Here is a 16440-nt window from a genome sequence, read left to right on the forward strand (position 1 = left end):
AAAAAGTTATTCCACTTTCACAAGTTTATACAATCCGCTCGTATGTGCATTCAGACTTTTGCTGAAGGTACCTGAACAGTTACCAACATTCTCTCCCGTCCAAAGATCGGTAACGGCATATTCAATATTCTGATCGGAATCATCAAATGTAGCACTCACCTCTTTAGGTTCAAGGTCATCAGAAATGTTGAACAATGCGAGGTATTTCTCTCCGGTTTCGGGATTATCCGAAGTTATGGCTACCATTTCGTCTTTTTGAAACAGCTGGCGCACATTAGTACTTTCGCGATGCATGCGCAATACTTCACTGTTTGTCAGTAGTGAAAGTGTAAATGCATCGTTACTAGGCAAATCTCCCCCAAACATAAGCGGCGATTTAAAAATGGTGAAAAGCGTCATTAAAGAATACTGTTCTTCCTTGCTGAGTCTTGTCATGCGATCTTGTCCGCGCTCTCCACGAATTGAAATCCGACCCAGCGGGATCATATCGCAATCGGGCCAAGTACCCGGAGAAATGTATGGGTACCATTGCTCGGCTACCTTTATCAGATTTGCAAAATGATGCCAGGTATCCCAGACATCGTCGACCATTCGCCACATGTTTGCATGTTCTTTTACATGATCAGCTGCTGAAATTGGCGTTGCACCCGGCGAGGTGCTCAAAACAATTGGTCTTCCGCACTGATCGATCGCATTCCGTATCAGTTCAATTTCGGCTTTGTGATAGGGCCGCGAAAGGTCATCGACTTTTATGAAGTCAACCCCCCACTGCGCATACATATTAAATATCGAGTTATAATATTCCTGAGCTCCCGGTTTGTCGGCTACAATTGTATAATTATCGCGCAACCACGGGCACTGCATTTCGGTGGAGTAAATCTGATCGGCAGTTATTCCATCAGTACCCAGAATTGGTAGCTTTTTCTCAACAGCTACTTTTGGGATACCACGCATAATGTGAATACCAAATTTTAATCCTTTGCCGTGCACATAGTCGGCCAGTTCTTTAAAACCTTTGCCATCGGCGGCCGAAGGAAAACGGTTGACAGCCGGTTGATAACGTCCGTATTCATCGATTACATATCGCGGATCAGTCTGATTGTAACCGCCGGCTTTATCGTTTTCTACAAACCACCTGATGTCCACAACAATATATTCCCAGCCATAAGCTGATAGATTTTCAGCCATGTAATCGGCGTTGGCTTTTACCTCATGCTCCTCAACGGTTGGCCCGTAACAGTCCCAGCTGTTCCACCCCATCGGTGGCGTTTGAGCCCAGGTTTTAAATTCGCCTTTCTCAAATTTTTCTGTGGGTTTCGTTCCTGTGCACGATGACAGGAAAAAGAGTAAGATAGCTGACAAGTTTAAGTAGTACTGTTTCATTGGAATAGTTTTGGCGCAAGATAGTTAATACATCTTAAGTGTACAAGATACACTTTAAAAAAATGAAAACAAAAATTTTACAGATAACACTGAATCTTTCATCCACCAAGCTCCGCACATACATATCGCTAATAATGAATGCATTACACATCTATCAATACTTTATTAATAGTCTTTTAATTCCTCAACCTGGAGGCGATTCACAATAAGCAAAATAAACAGGCAGTAACTTTTTGGGAAACGAAAGAACGGCTATGTTTGATTTAATAATTATCAAAAAAGTCAATTTTACACTTATTTCTTTTCATTATTCGATTATAATAAATTGAATTTATTTTTTTCTATTATATTGGTAAAATATTCTTTTGATTTCCACTAGTCGTCCCGGCAATGTTTTAGAAATCATGGAATGAACTTGAACTTTAAAACAAATCTATGAACCAATGAACAAATCAAATTTACTATTTCTCATCTCCATACTTGTTTTTGCATTTTCTGAGGTATTTTCTCAAAAAACAGAAATCGTTTACTTGTCGGGAACTGATGCCGACAATACTGTTGACTGGGATTTCTATTGCACGGATGGGCGAAACAGCGAAACATGGGCAAAAATACCTGTTCCTTCAAACTGGGAATTACAGGGCTTTGGCACCTATAATTATGGTCACGATTGGTCGAATAAAGATATTAAGCTGGGCAAAGAACACGGCCTTTATAAACGCGAATTTGAAGTGCCGCGTAGCTGGAAAGGCAAAACCACCAACATTGTTTTTGATGGATCGATGACCGACACAAAAGTGAAAATCAATGGTAAATCGGCTGGAGTTATACATCAGGGAGGTTTTTACCGCTTTAAATACGACATCAGCAAATTGCTAAAATATGGGCAAACCAACCTGCTTGAGGTTGACGTTGCCAAACATTCGGCCAACGAATCGATCAATCGTGCCGAGCGCCAGGCCGACTTCTGGATTTTTGGTGGAATTTACCGTCCGGTTTTCCTCGAAGTACTTCCCGAAATCCACATGAGCCGCACAGCTATCGATCCAAAAGCCGACGGCTCGTTCAACGTTCTCATCAATTTGAATGAGTCAATATCAGATTTGTCAGCCACAGTTGAATTGTTCGACCTGGAAGGAAATCAAATTGGATCGGCTGTTCAGGCTGAGATTGAAAAAGGAAATGACGAAGCTCGGGTTTCCGGAAAATTTGATAATATAAAAGCCTGGAATCCGGAGTGGCCAACATTGTACAACATGAAGATTTTGCTTAAAAAAGGCAGTGATGTTTTACATGAAGTTACGGAGCGAATTGGTTTCAGAACCGTTGAATTGCGTAAACATGACGGTTTTTATATTAATGGCGAAAAAGTAGTTTTTAAGGGTGTAAACCGCCACTCATTCTGGCCGGAAACAGGTCGTGCATTAAGTGACAGAAATCATATCATGGACATCGAGTTGATGAAGGAAATGAATATGAATGCTGTTCGCAGTTCGCACTACCCTCCCGACAAACGCTTTCTGGATCTTTGCGATTCATTGGGGCTTTTTGTGCTTGACGAGGTGACCGGCTGGCAGCAAGGTTATGATACAGTTGTTGGTCCGAAGCTGATTAAAGAAACCATTTTAAAAGACGAAAACCACCCGAGTGTTGTAATTTGGGACCATGGAAATGAAGGTGGCTGGGATTTCAGAAACGAAAAAACATTTCCGGGATACGACATTCAACACCGACCGATAATTTACCCCTGGTTATTGCGTAATGGTGTTGATACACATCATTATCCTGAATTTGAATACGCCATCGGGAGGTATATTTTTGGCAATGATCCGTTTATGCCAACCGAATTTTTGCACGGATTGTATGACGGTGGTCATGGTGCCGGACTAGAAGATTTCTGGAGAAATTATCAAACGTCTCCACTTCATGCCGGAGGATTTTTATGGGTTTTGGTTGATGAAGCTGTTTTACGCACCGACAATCCCGGAACTGTATTCGACGGCGATGGCAACCATGCTCCCGATGGAATTCTGGGGCCTCACCGCGAGAAAGAAGGAAGCTTTTATACCATCAAAGAAATCTGGTCGCCTGTACAGGTGGAGCCGGTAGCCATTGTAAAAAGTTGGAATGGTCGGTTGTTTTTATCGAACAAATACATTTACACCAACCTAAATCAGTGTTCGTTTAAATGGGAGGCAGTAAAAACAGGGCTAAATCCTGATGAAGAAAAACAAGTTGGTTCGGGAACTATCAAAAGTCCAGATGCCAAACCGGGAGAAACCGCTCAGGTGGAAATAGAACTTAACAACGCACTTCAACAAGCTGATTTGTTCCGTTTTACAGCCATCGATCCGCACGGAGCCGAAGTGTATACCTGGAGTTGGCCGGTTGTTCAGCCAAAAGACAAAGCAAAAGAATTGCTGGCCGAACTCAACGCCGGAACTTCAGAAATCTCAATACAGGAAACTGAAGAAACAGTTACTGCTTCGGTAGCCGATGTGATAATTGAATTCAGCAAAAAAGATGGTACATTATTATCGGTGAAAAACGGTAAAGGAAACGTATCGTTTACAGGCGGACCGGTTGCCACAGGCGTTGAATATGAAGTCACCGGAACGAATTGGAATATGGATAATGAAGGCAATTTCCGTTTTGAGATTACCAGCAAAAGATATCCGCGAAAAATGACCTGGACACTCGAAAAAAGTGGTCTGCTAAAACTGGATGCCAACCCGCTTCGCGACGGAGTTTTTGATGTTGATTTTGTGGGAATCTCATTTAACTACCCAGAAACCAAATGTACCGGTGTAAAATGGATGGGTCGCGGACCTTACCGCGTTTGGAAAAACCGTTTAAAAGGCAGCGAAATTGATGTTTGGGAGAAAGATTACAACAACACCATCACCGGCGAAAGCTTTAATAATATGGTTTATCCCGAGTTTAAAGGTTATCACGGAAACTTGTTCTGGGCAACACTGGAAACGACAGAAAGCCCGATAACCATTATATCGGAAACGCCAAACCTGTATTTCCAGTTGTTTAAACCGGCAAAACCAGAACACGTGGCAGGCGGCACTTTCCCGGCATTTCCTGAGGGAGACATTTCCTTCTTATATGAGATTCCGGCCATTGGAACCAAGTTCTTCCGGAGAGATCGCTTAGGACCGACCGCTAAAAAGGGAATGTTCTTCGAACGTTGGGGCGACGATAGTTACCCGATAAAACTGTGGTTCGATTTTAGAGGAAATTAATAACAACTAAATTTTGTATAAATGTTACGAATTCAAAACTTAATCAACAACAAGCTTATCTTATTTACAGCGCTCATTGTTATTTTTGGATGCACACAAAGTCGCCAAAATAACAGTGATACTTCAACACAAATGAGCCTGGAAAAAGAAATCAATAATCCGATTATAACGGATAAATACACCGCCGATCCAGCCGCTCTGGTTTATGGCGATTCGGTGTATTTGTATGTGGGCCACGACCAGTGTCCCAACGATCACAATTCATACATTATGAACGAATGGCTGGTGTATTCCTCAGCCGATATGGTCAACTGGAAAGAACATCCTGTACCATTAAAACCTGCCGATTTCGAGTGGGCAGCACACAGCGCATGGGCAGCTGAAGTGATTGAAAAAGATGGTAAGTTTTATTGGTATGTTACGGTTGAGCACGGAAGCATTCACGGCAAATCAATCGGGGTAGCTGTTTCCGACAGCCAGACAGGACCATTTAAAGATGCGATTGGAAAAGCGTTGATCACAAATGATATGACCACAGAACATACCCGGATTAGCTGGGATGACATTGATCCGACGGTTTTTATCGACGACGACGGACAGGCATACTTGTATTGGGGAAATACAGCATGCTATTGGGCAAAACTCAAGGACAATATGATAGAACTGGATGGCGAAATTCATACGGTAGATCTTCCAAATTTTACAGAAGCTCCGTGGATACATAAACGTGGCGACTGGTATTACTTATCGTACGCTTATCAGTTCCCTGAGAAAACAGCCTACGCAATGAGCAAATCGATAACAGGCCCCTGGGAGTTCAAAGGTATTCTTAACGAACTTGCGGGAAATTCAAATACCAACCACCAGGCCATTATCGAGTTTAAGGATAAATGGTATTTTATTTATCACACCGGCGGAATTCAGCCTCATGGTGGCAGCTTTCGCCGATCGGTATGCATCGACAGGCTTTATTACAACGAAGACGGTACGATGAAACGTGTGATTATGACTTCTGAAGGAATTCAAAAAGAAAAATAATATGAAACAGACAGTTAGCATACTGGTGGCATTGTTCCTGATCACAGGAATTGCTGCTGCCCAAAGTATTTCGGTTCACGATCCTGTAATGGCCAAACAAAACGACACCTATTACCTGTTTTGTACCGGATGGGGAATCAGTGTTTGGTCTTCAAAAGACATGAAAGAATGGAAACGGGAAAAACCGGTATTTGCGGAAGCCCCGGAGTGGGCGAAAGAAGCCGTAAAAGGTTTCAGAGGTCACATTTGGGCACCCGACATTGCGTTCTTTAACAACAAGTATTACCTCTATTATTCGGTATCTTCGTTTGGGAAAAATACCTCTTGCATTGGTCTGGCCACCAACGTAACGCTCGATCCGAACGATCCGGATTTTAAATGGGTAGATCACGGAAAAGTCATACAGTCCTTTCCCGGGAAAACCAACTGGAATGCCATCGATCCCAATTTAATTGTGGCTGAAGATGGAACACCGTACCTGAGCTGGGGATCGTTCTGGGACGGATTAAAACTGGTAAAAATGAATGAAGATGCCACTGCATCTGCTGAGGATATGAGTATGGTTCCTACCATCGCTTCGCGGAAAAGTTCATCTTCAGAAACGAATCCACCTGCCATCGACGACAATCCTAAAGATGCCGGAGGGAATGCCATTGAGGCTCCTTTTATCTTCAAAAAAGGAAACTACTATTACCTGTTCGCCTCTATAGATTATTGCTGTAAAGGAGTGAACAGTACCTATAAAATGATCGTTGGTCGTTCAAAAAGTATTCCGGGCCCCTATCTCGATAAAGACGGTAAAGATATGGCAAAAGGTGGTGGAACGATATTGTTGAAGGGCGACGAAAACTGGCACGGTGTGGGGCATAATTCAACCTACACTTTCAACGGAAAAGACTACCTCATTTTTCATGGTTACGATGCTCACGAAAACGGAAGGCCAAAACTAATTATAAAAGAACTGCAATGGGATGCCGACGGCTGGCCCGTTGTTCAAAACTAAATCAGAAAAAACAGTATTATGCGACTAAAAATAAAAAAACTAAGAATCCTTGCCATTGCCGCTATGTTATTATCGGGCAGTTTGTTCGCCCAGGAAAATGCCCGAATCAAGATTGATATCGACCGTCAGATTGGAGAGATCAACAATAACCTATACGGAAATTTTGTTGAACATCTGGGCCGCTGTGTTTATGGCGGCATTTACGATCCCGATTCTCCGCTCTCGGATGATAGAGGTATCCGGCTCGATGTGCTGGAAGCTGCCAAAGGGCTGAACATTCCGTTAACACGCTATCCGGGTGGTAACTTTGTTTCCAACTATCACTGGAAAGATGGAGTGGGTCCGAAAGAAGACCGGCCACCCCGAATGGAACTGGCCTGGGCAAGGTTAGAGACCAATCAGTTTGGCACCAACGAATTTATCGATTTTGCCCGTCGACTTGGAACTGAACCCTATTTTGCGGTTAACCTGGGAACAGGAACCATTAAAGAAGCGCAGGAATGGGTAGAATACTGCAACGTAAAAGAAGGTCCGTACTACGCCGAACTCCGAAAGAAACATGGTTATCCTGAGCCACATAACATTAAATACTGGAGCCTGGGTAACGAAATGGATGGTTTCTGGCAAATGGGGCACCTGAATGCTGAAGACTACAGTAAAAAGGCTCGCGAAGCAGCCAAACTGATGAAACTTACCGACCCGAATATCAAACTGGTTGCAGCCGGTGCTTCCAATTTCAGGCCAAATAACGATCCGCACGAATGGAATGCGACTGTACTTTCGGAATTAAAAGATGTGGTGGATTATATTGCTCTGCACATGTACGTGGGTAACCACCAGGATAATTACTACAATTTTGTGTCATCACCTCTGGTTTTGGAAGAACGCACGCAGGTGGTAAAAGGAATGATCATGCGTGAAATGGAAAAGGCCGACCGTGGCGACCGTGATCCGATTTACATTGCCTGGGACGAATATAACATCTGGTACCGCTGGAGAGCTGAAGAAACCATGACCGGAGACCGTGCTTTGGAAGAACGTTATAATCTAGAAGATGCATTGGTGATCGCCGGATTCCTGAATGCATTTGTTCGCAATGCCGACATTGTAAAAATGGCCAACATGGCACAGCTGGTAAATGTTATCGCACCCATTTTTGCCGAAAAAGACGACATGTTCAAGCAAACCATTTATTATCCGCTTCAGTTGTTTGCCAATAATATGTTCGGCATCTCGCTGGATGTTTATGTGGATTGCGAAACCTACGATACGGACGAATTCTACCTCGGGCTCGCCGAACAGGCAACCCAGCAAAACAATGTACCTTACCTCGATGTTGCAGCTTCGTATAACAAGAATGGAGAACTTATCATTACCGTAATTAACCGAGACAAGGACAACTCAATCACAACCGACCTCATCTCGCAGGAAGGTTTATTTGATGGCGAGTTTGAAGTGTTCGAAGTGAATGGACCGGATATAAAATCTGAAAATAACTTTGATGTTACAAACGTTGAAACCGTTCAAAAGGAATCCATAAACGTGAGAAATAAAAAGAAATTTACTTACGAATTTCCACCTCACTCATTCACCATGTTAAAAGGTAAAATTATTGAATAGATAACTCTTTTTCATATTGAGAGATTTACCTTAATTCTGAAATAGTGATCGGATACATTTAATTAAAACAATAACAACATGAACAAGTTAAAATTTACTTTAATCCTTCTGTTTACTGCGTTTTTCAGCACGTCATTCGCACAGACAAAATTAACCCTGCATCCTGAAGAAGCAGAGACCCAAATCAACAGAGAAATTTACGGACATTTTGCCGAACATCTTGGCCGTTGCATTTACGGCGGTATCTATGTAGGTGAAGATTCCGAGATCCCAAATATTCGTGGCTTTCGCGATGATGTGATCGGAGCACTAAAAGACATGGAGATTCCTCTTTTGCGCTGGCCCGGAGGCTGTTTTGCCGATACCTACCACTGGAAAGACGGAATCGGACCACGCGAAGACCGGCCAACCATTGTTAACGTTCACTGGGGAGGAGTTACCGAAGACAACAGTTTTGGAACCCACGAGTTCCTCGACTTTTGCGAACTTATTGAAGCTGAACCTTATATCAACATCAATGTTGGTTCGGGAACCGTACAGGAAGCCAGTGAGTGGGTAGAATACGTTACCTCATCAAATGTTAGCCCGATGACTGATCTTCGGAAGAAAAATGGCCGCGAGGAACCCTGGGAGGTCAAATACTGGGGAATTGGAAACGAAAACTGGGGTTGTGGCGGAAACATGACACCCGAATATTACTCCGATCTTTACAACCGTTTTGCGAGCTACTGCCGAGGAGATATCTACCGAATTGCAGGTGGTCCGAACGTGGATGATTACAACTGGATGGAAGTACTGATGCAAAAAACATCCCGCCACTGGGGACTCGTCCAGGGTGTATCGCTGCACAATTACACATTCACAAACAGTTGGACAAATAAAGGACATGCAACCGATTTTGGCGAAAGGGAATGGATCTCAGTTCTTGATAATACATTAAGAATTGAAACGCTGATTGAACGTCATTCAACGATTATGGATAAGTATGATCCAAGGAAACGTATCGGTCTGATCGTTGACGAGTGGGGAAACTGGTTCAATGTGGAAGAAGGAACAAATCCGGGTTTTCTGTACCAGCAAAACACCTTACGTGACGCCATGGTTGCCGGTATCAACCTGAACATTTTTAACAACCATGCCGACCGCGTTAAAATGGCGAACATCGCCCAAATGGTAAATGTTCTGCAGGCCGTTATCCTCACCAAAGAAGATGAAATGGTGCTAACGCCAACCTACTACGTTTTTAAAATGTACAGTGTTCACCAGGACGCCACACTTGTTCCAATGAACCTGAAAACAGACGACTATTCTGTCGAAAGAAGAAGAGTTCCGTCGGTAAATGCCTCAGCATCGACCAAAGATGGAGTGCTATCGGTAACACTGGTTAACCTTAATCCCAACAGCAGCCAATCGGTTGAATTTAATGTAACTGGCAATGATTATTCTTCGGCCAGCGGACAAATCGTTACTGCTGAAAACATGAATGATTACAACGATTTTGGACAAGACGAAAAAGTGACCTTAAAAGAAATGAAGGTAGACACACCAATAGAAGGTAAATTATCACTAGAAATTCCGGCAAAATCAGTTGTTCTGGTACAACTTCAGTAAGCAAGATTTTTTCACAACATAAGAAAGGAAGCTGTAATCGGCTTCCTTTTTTTTGCCAAATAAATTACAAAATAAATATCCGGAATATAGATTTCTACAGTGTTAAAAATTAACACGTAACTTATAAATAAACAGAGCGAACTTAAGTCAGGTTTCGACAAAAAAATAACAGTCTTGTCCTCTCTTGTTTCTTAATTCTTCTAATTATCCTATTTTAGATGAAATCGTCGCTAAGACGAATTAAGAACCATAAAATCATTCAGGAAATTTGAGAAATGATGCTTTGACGTTCCATTTATTCATTAAATAAAAACTACTAAAAATGCCACACAGATTTGTAATTACATGCTTTTTGATCGCCGTTGGATTTGCAGCTAAAGCACAGGTCAACGATGTAACAACCCCTCTCCATATGTTGAAACCGGATTATCCGCATGCCTACGGAGCTCCGGAGGTTGATGATATTGAGCTAGTGTTAAGCACGATGTATGACTATTTGAACCGGGTTACTCCTGCACAATTAGTAGACAGAACATCGGGCAAAGTAATCTCCGATTATACAACCGTTGATGAAAACAGCATTATGAAACAGGGTGATTTTCGATTAACCAGTTACGAATGGGGAGTTACGTATGCAGGTATGTTGTTAGCTGCAAAACAAACCGGCGAATCAAAATATTCGAATTATGTAAGTGAACGTCTGGAATTTCTGTCGAAAGCCCTGACCGCTTTTGATGCCTTTGCAGATAAAAATCCGGATACGAAATATCAACTCATGCGAACTTTGCACCCGCATGCACTGGATGATTGCGGAGCCATTTGTGCAGCCATGATAAAGGCCACCAAAGAAGATAAAGCCAACAACCTGGACTGGATAATCAGTTACCAAATCGACTACATTAGTAACGATCAATTTCGTTTGCACGACAATACGCTGGCTCGTAACAGGCCGCAACCTAATGCACTGTGGCTCGACGATCTGTTTATGAGTGTTCCGGCACTGGCTCAGATGGGCAGTTACAGTGGCGAAACCAAATACTTTGAAGATGCGGTAAAACAGGTTCTTCAATTTTCAGACCGAATGTTTAACGACGAAAAAGGCCTTTTTATGCACGGCTGGATTCAGGAAATGGACGAACACCCGCAATTTCATTGGGCCCGTGCCAACGGCTGGGCAGTTATGGCCATGGTAGAACTGCTGGAAGTATTACCCGAGGTTCATCCCGGACGAGAGCAGGTTTTGGACATTCTCCAGCGTCATATTCGGGGATTGGCCAACTACCAGGATGGAACGGGATTCTGGCACCAGCTAATTGATCGAAACGATACTTATCTCGAAACATCGGCAACGGCCATTTATACTTATTCCATTGCCCGTGCAATTAATCGCGGATATGTTGATGCCAAAGTTTACGGCCCGATGGTTTGTCTGGCCTGGAATGCAGTAGCTACCAAAGTGAGCGACTCGGGACAGGTAGAAGGAACTTGTGTGGGAACCGGAATGGGATTTGATCCTGCATTTTACTATTACCGCCCGGTTCATGTTTTTGCAGCTCATGGCTATGGCCCCGTTTTACTGGCCGGAGCCGAAATGATTGAACTGCTTAAAAACCACGATATTCAAAGTAACGACAGTGCAACGATGTTATACGACTAAAGTATTTTCCAATTTTAAAACAGGAATGCCGGAGTTTGCAAGCTCCGGCTTTCCTGTTTGACTGCCTGTTTTATACTTGCTTAAAATCAATAAAAAGTGCCAGCCAGGCCATAACCATTGCTGCTATTTCTATCCAGTACGTATTGTTTTTCATTTTCAGATTTAGTTTTTCGATGGTTTGCGTAATCGTAAATACAATAAACACTCCGGCAAGGATAAAGCTCCAGGTTGAAGGGATGGACAGTACCACTGCTGCCGTGGCAGCCGCAATTCCGCCGGTAGCTCCTACCACATGTACTTTTTCGGCCAAAGAAGCTTTAGTTACCACAGGCGCTGCACCAACAAAAGCAATCAATCCGCCGGCAAAAAACCATAGAAACTGAAACGGGTTTCCGTCCGATACACTAAGTCCTAGTACCATTATTGGTAAACTAATGCCAATCCAAAGCACCACCATCGGGAATACTGATTGCCAACGGGTAAGAAATTTGTAGCTTGCCGAAATACTTCGTGTCATACCATACCTGATTCGCACATAAACCAGGTACACCGCAACAATCAGCGGTAAATAGAAAAATACTGCCATCGCTTAAAGTTTAAGTACAATCTTTTTCAATCATCATCTGTATTCGATGACATGATAAGTGATTACGTATTATCCCTCTTTAAGTTTCTGAAGGTATTCACTTGGATTCATTCCAAACTCATCTTTAAAACACTGCCTGAAATAACTGCTGCTGTTAATTCCAATCTGATACATGATCTCCGAAATGTTGTACTGACCGGTGATCAGAAGTTGTTCGGCAAAATTAATACGAACTTTACGAATAAATTCATTGGCGGTCAGGTTGGTGAGTGCCTTTATTTTCCGATACAGCGTGGAGTGACTCATGTTCAGCTGGGCAGCTACAAACGAAATGCTCAGATCTTCGTCTTCAAGATTCTCTTCAATAACGGTCGTTAGTTTCTGCAAAAACTCCTTGTCCAACTCCCCTATCGATTCGTTGAGAACCGACTGTTTTTGTTTAAATTTTGAGGATGTAGCCAGCGAATGCTTGCTCCGGGCATCGATAATATTTCTCAACCTGCTTTTTAAAAGATTGCTGCTGAACGGTTTGGTGAGGTAGGAATCAGCCCCAACATCGTAACCTATTTTCTGATCGTAAAGCGTACCTTTTGCCGTTAAAAGTACTACCGGAATATGACTGGTTCGAACATCCTGTTTTAACTGTTTGCACATTTCAATACCGTCCATAATTGGCATCATCACGTCACTGATAACAATATCGGGTATTTCTTCGGTGGCCTGTTCAAATCCGGCTTTTCCGTTTTCTGCTGTTACGATCTTATAAGTTTCAGTAAGCGAATCTTTGATGTATTCGGTTATTTCCGGGTCGTCATCAACCACAAGAATTGTATTTTTTGAATTCTCTTCCGTTTCTTCAATTTGTGTTTCCTCGGGAATATAATGAACTGCATCCGGATAACTGTTATTAGTAAGGAATCTTACTTTAAACACAGTCCCTTTATTTAAGCTGCTTTTAACATCGATTTCCGCTTCATGCAGCTCGACCATATTTTTCACCAACGATAAGCCGATACCCGTACCTTTTATTGGGTGTGCAGCTTTTTTTGCCTGATAGTACCTGTCGAAAATATGTGGCAGATCAACTTCAGAAATTCCAAAGCCGGAATCGGAAACAAGAACTTCTGTATAATTAATATTCCCTTCCTGTATTTCTCTCAATTCCAGTTCAATTGTTCCTGCCTGAGTATACTTGAACGCATTCGAAATCAGATTATCTGTGATTATTGTGATCACATCCGGATCGAAGTACATTTCAATTTTATGGTTGGGAACATTAATGATGAAATCAATGGATTTATTCTGATTCAAACCTTTGTATTTTTCTCCGATCTCGTAAATGAATTTTGCCACGTCATCGCGTATCACACTTAGTTTACGACTTTTATTTTCCGATTTTCTGAATTCGAGTATTTGATTGATGGTTTGCAACAAACGATTGGTAACCCGTTGGATCATCTGCAATTTTTTAGCTTGATCCGGTTTGAGGCTGTCATCCGAAGTCAGATCTTCAAGCGGTCCTAGAATCAGGGTCATCGGGCTGCGCAGTTCGTGGGTAATGTTGGTAAAGAACCGCAGTTTTTCTTCGTTTAATTCATGTTCCTGCTGACGGCTCTTTTTCTCCAGCAACAGGTCGTTCTCAATTTTTAACTTGTTTTTGTAAAAACTCATTGCATAAAATGCAATAAACACTGCCACAGCCATGTATATCATTTTCATCCACCAGGTTAGCCAAAGCGGCGGCTTAATATGTATGGACAATGAAATGATATGTTCCGACCATTCGTTATTCTGTAAGCGGGTTCTGAGACTAAATGTATAGTTACCCGGTTTCAGGTTTCTGAATGTCACTTCATTTCCGGTATTTACAAGAAACCATCCTTCGTCCAATCCAGTCATCCGGTAGGCGAAATCGACTTTATTGACGAGCGAATAATCCAGCACATTAAAACTGATTTCAAAAGAATTCTGATTGTGGTTCAGCTCAATCTCATCTGTAAACGGGATATTTGTAAATTCACTGAAATAACTCTTGTTGTTGGCTACCGAGAAATTACTAATTACGGTTTGGGGCACCTGGTCCTCTGTATGTTCAAGCACCTGATTGAACCAGGTAATTCCGTTTTGCGAACCAAAATAAATTTCTCCGTCAGCGGTTTTTAATACTGCACGATTTAAATAGTCGCCAAACACAATTCCATCACGCACATCGAAATTACTAACATGCATGGTATTCAAATCAATGTGGCTTATTCCGCTCGAGGTACTCAACCACATTTCATCTGCCGTTTCTCCTTCAACAACGGCCCTGACTGAATTATCTGCCAGGCCCGAACTTTGTCCAATGCGCATAACAGACTCCTGCGTATAGTTTTTAAACAGAAAAAGGTCGTTCTGACTTCCTACCCAAATCCTGTCGCGCGAATCTTTGTAAATGCAACTAATCGAATAAAAATCATAATCTTTGCCAAAATCGTGTTTAAGGTTGATCTCCTTATCATACACGCACAATCCGCCACCTAGTGCTCCAACCCAAATATTTCCGTTTGCATCTTCCGCAACGGCCCTAACGTTATTATCCATTAAGTCGGAATTGGAGATGCTGTATACTTTCGACTCGCTCGTGTTAATATTATAAACGTACAAACCCAGGTCGGTTATTAACCACAAATTTTGCTTTGAGTCTTCAAAAAAGTCGTACACCGGAATGTTTCTCAGATCTGCAAAACGTGTGAAACGACTATACCTTTTCGAATTGTAATCGTATTTAAATACCCGACCGTCTGCGCATCCTATCCAAATATTATTATTTCGATCTTCGTAAAGCGAAATGGCAAAAATCGGTTTGGGGTCGTTTAACACACGATTAAAATCTTTAATCTTTTGATTGTCTTTATATATACATATTCCTCCCGATTCGTTTGCCATCCAGATATTTCCATCTTTATCGCTGCACAGGTCCATAACCGCTTTCGCATTCAGGCTATTGGCATTACCAATCAAAGGCAGGTAGTTAATTATTTTGAAAAACGGCTCGTTTTTAGGAATAAAGTTCAATCCGCCACCAAACCCGCCAAGCCAGATATTCCCGAATGAATCCTGAAAAACAGTCTGCACCGACAAACTCGATAATCCATCTTGCGTTTCGGAAGCCAGAATGTGTTGGAATTTTGCATTTGAAGCGTTTGGATGAACGCTCAGTTCTTTTAAATCGAGGATGTTCAATCCGCCACCTTCTGTTCCAATGTATAATTTGTGGTCATCAGTTTCAATCATTTTCTGAATGAAATTATTGGAAATGGACTGCGGATTTTTAGGATCGTTTCTGAAATTGATCATCCTGTTGGTTTCGGGATCAAATAAAGTAAGCCCGTTTCTTGTCCCGATCCAGATCCGACCGGATGAGTCTTTAAGCACACTTGTTACAGTGTTATCAGCCAGCGAATTAGGATCATTGGGATCGTGCTTAAAATTTACAGCAGTTTCTGTTACGGTGTTAATTATACTCAGTCCTTCAGTAACATGTCCTACATAAACCCTTTCATTCGAATCGTGCATAACACACCAGTTATAATTCGATCCTATTCCCGAAACATTGGATTGGCTGTAATTGGTAAATTGTTTTGTTTCTCTGTCCAGGACATCGATCCCGCCACCGTATGTGGCAAACCAAATATTCCCCTGTTTATCCTGATGGATCTGCGTTATTCCATTGGACGAAAGGTCGTTGGCATCAGGATTTCCATAATCATGTTCGTAATGCGTAAAAACATGTGTTTTATAGTTGTAGGCATCAACGCCATTCTTCTCTGAAGCAATCCATATAATGTCATCAAATTTGTCAGCTAAAACAGAATTTAAAACATTACTGCAGATCGAATTGGGATCAGTTTCCGAAGCCTGATAAACCGTAAAAGTATGCGAATCAAATCGGTTTAATCCATCTTTTGTACAAATCCAGATAAATCCTTCTCTGTCCTGTGTTATGCTTACCACATTATTGTTCGACAGTCCCTGTTCAACCCCCAGCTTTTGAACTCCAATCGCCCAAACATTCGCCAAAGCTCCTGTTATAAAGCAAATTAACAGCCCCCATCGTTTTAGTCTACTCATCTCCATCTTTATTCTCAGGTTTCGATCAGGCGTAAATTTAATGAAAAACTGCCTAGCCATAATACTTGTATCTACAGTTTTCATCATTGACTAATTTCTGTTTACTCAATGACGAGTCCTTGTTAGTACATTAATAGTAAAGTAAAGTAGCTTTACGAGGAAGAAAATACAGAGGATT

The 16440-nt window shown here is 42.0% G+C and carries 9 protein-coding genes; 6 read left to right on the forward strand and 3 right to left on the reverse strand.

The features are described 5' to 3' along the window. Positions 1-6: 6 nt before the first annotated feature. On the reverse strand, positions 7-1383 hold the full coding sequence (locus WFY05_RS20545; protein WP_340114814.1) for a glycoside hydrolase family 27 protein: 1377 nt from the start codon (positions 1381-1383) through the stop codon (positions 7-9). Between the two features lie 443 nt (positions 1384-1826). Here WFY05_RS20545 and WFY05_RS20550 point away from each other — a divergent pair, with 443 nt between their 5' ends. The 6 genes from WFY05_RS20550 to WFY05_RS20575 all read left to right on the forward strand — a co-directional run bounded on the left by WFY05_RS20550 (position 1827) and on the right by WFY05_RS20575 (position 11563). Then, positions 1827-4634: a glycoside hydrolase family 2 protein gene (locus WFY05_RS20550; protein WP_340114815.1), complete on the forward strand. Its 2808-nt coding sequence runs from the start codon at positions 1827-1829 to the stop codon at positions 4632-4634. A 21-nt stretch (positions 4635-4655) separates the two neighbouring features. Further along, entirely contained in the window at positions 4656-5672 is a 1017-nt protein-coding gene (locus tag WFY05_RS20555; RefSeq protein WP_340114816.1) for a glycoside hydrolase family 43 protein, read from the forward strand. Between the two features lies 1 nt (position 5673). Continuing rightward, positions 5674-6675: an arabinan endo-1,5-alpha-L-arabinosidase gene (locus WFY05_RS20560; RefSeq protein ID WP_340114817.1), complete on the forward strand. Its 1002-nt coding sequence runs from the start codon at positions 5674-5676 to the stop codon at positions 6673-6675. An 18-nt stretch (positions 6676-6693) separates the two neighbouring features. Continuing rightward, positions 6694-8295 carry an alpha-N-arabinofuranosidase gene (locus WFY05_RS20565; RefSeq protein WP_340114818.1) on the forward strand — a complete coding sequence of 534 codons (1602 nt, stop codon included), beginning with the start codon at positions 6694-6696 and terminating at the stop codon, positions 8293-8295. A gap of 78 nt (positions 8296-8373) precedes the next feature. Beyond that, on the forward strand, positions 8374-9906 hold the full coding sequence (locus WFY05_RS20570; protein ID WP_340114819.1) for an alpha-N-arabinofuranosidase: 1533 nt from the start codon (positions 8374-8376) through the stop codon (positions 9904-9906). Positions 9907-10228: 322 nt separating this feature from the next. After that, a complete protein-coding gene (locus WFY05_RS20575) occupies positions 10229-11563 on the forward strand; it encodes a glycoside hydrolase family 88/105 protein (protein ID WP_340114820.1) in 1335 nt (444 codons plus the stop codon). Between the two features lie 70 nt (positions 11564-11633). On the opposite strand, the gene WFY05_RS20580 is transcribed toward WFY05_RS20575, so the two are convergent. Together WFY05_RS20580 and WFY05_RS20585 are read right to left on the reverse strand one after the other, a co-directional pair. Next, on the reverse strand, positions 11634-12149 hold the full coding sequence (locus tag WFY05_RS20580; RefSeq protein ID WP_340114821.1) for a hypothetical protein: 516 nt from the start codon (positions 12147-12149) through the stop codon (positions 11634-11636). A gap of 69 nt (positions 12150-12218) precedes the next feature. Further along, positions 12219-16262: a hybrid sensor histidine kinase/response regulator transcription factor gene (locus WFY05_RS20585; protein WP_340114822.1), complete on the reverse strand. Its 4044-nt coding sequence runs from the start codon at positions 16260-16262 to the stop codon at positions 12219-12221. Between the last annotated feature and the right edge of the window lie 178 nt (positions 16263-16440).

This window comes from Maribellus mangrovi (genome assembly GCF_037646455.1).
Lineage (GTDB): Bacteria > Bacteroidota > Bacteroidia > Bacteroidales > Prolixibacteraceae > Draconibacterium > Draconibacterium mangrovi_A.

What these genes read in the sequence shown, in the direction of transcription:
- WFY05_RS20550 (WP_340114815.1), top strand. Translation starts at nt 1,827, where the DNA reads ATGAACAAATCAAATTTACTATTTCTCATCTCCATACTTGTTTTTGCA.
- WFY05_RS20585 (WP_340114822.1), bottom strand. Translation starts at nt 16,262, where the DNA reads ATGAGTAGACTAAAACGATGGGGGCTGTTAATTTGCTTTATAACAGGA.
- WFY05_RS20555 (WP_340114816.1), top strand. Translation starts at nt 4,656, where the DNA reads ATGTTACGAATTCAAAACTTAATCAACAACAAGCTTATCTTATTTACA.
- WFY05_RS20570 (WP_340114819.1), top strand. Translation starts at nt 8,374, where the DNA reads ATGAACAAGTTAAAATTTACTTTAATCCTTCTGTTTACTGCGTTTTTC.
- WFY05_RS20545 (WP_340114814.1), bottom strand. Translation starts at nt 1,383, where the DNA reads ATGAAACAGTACTACTTAAACTTGTCAGCTATCTTACTCTTTTTCCTG.
- WFY05_RS20565 (WP_340114818.1), top strand. Translation starts at nt 6,694, where the DNA reads ATGCGACTAAAAATAAAAAAACTAAGAATCCTTGCCATTGCCGCTATG.
- WFY05_RS20580 (WP_340114821.1), bottom strand. Translation starts at nt 12,149, where the DNA reads ATGGCAGTATTTTTCTATTTACCGCTGATTGTTGCGGTGTACCTGGTT.
- WFY05_RS20575 (WP_340114820.1), top strand. Translation starts at nt 10,229, where the DNA reads ATGCCACACAGATTTGTAATTACATGCTTTTTGATCGCCGTTGGATTT.
- WFY05_RS20560 (WP_340114817.1), top strand. Translation starts at nt 5,674, where the DNA reads ATGAAACAGACAGTTAGCATACTGGTGGCATTGTTCCTGATCACAGGA.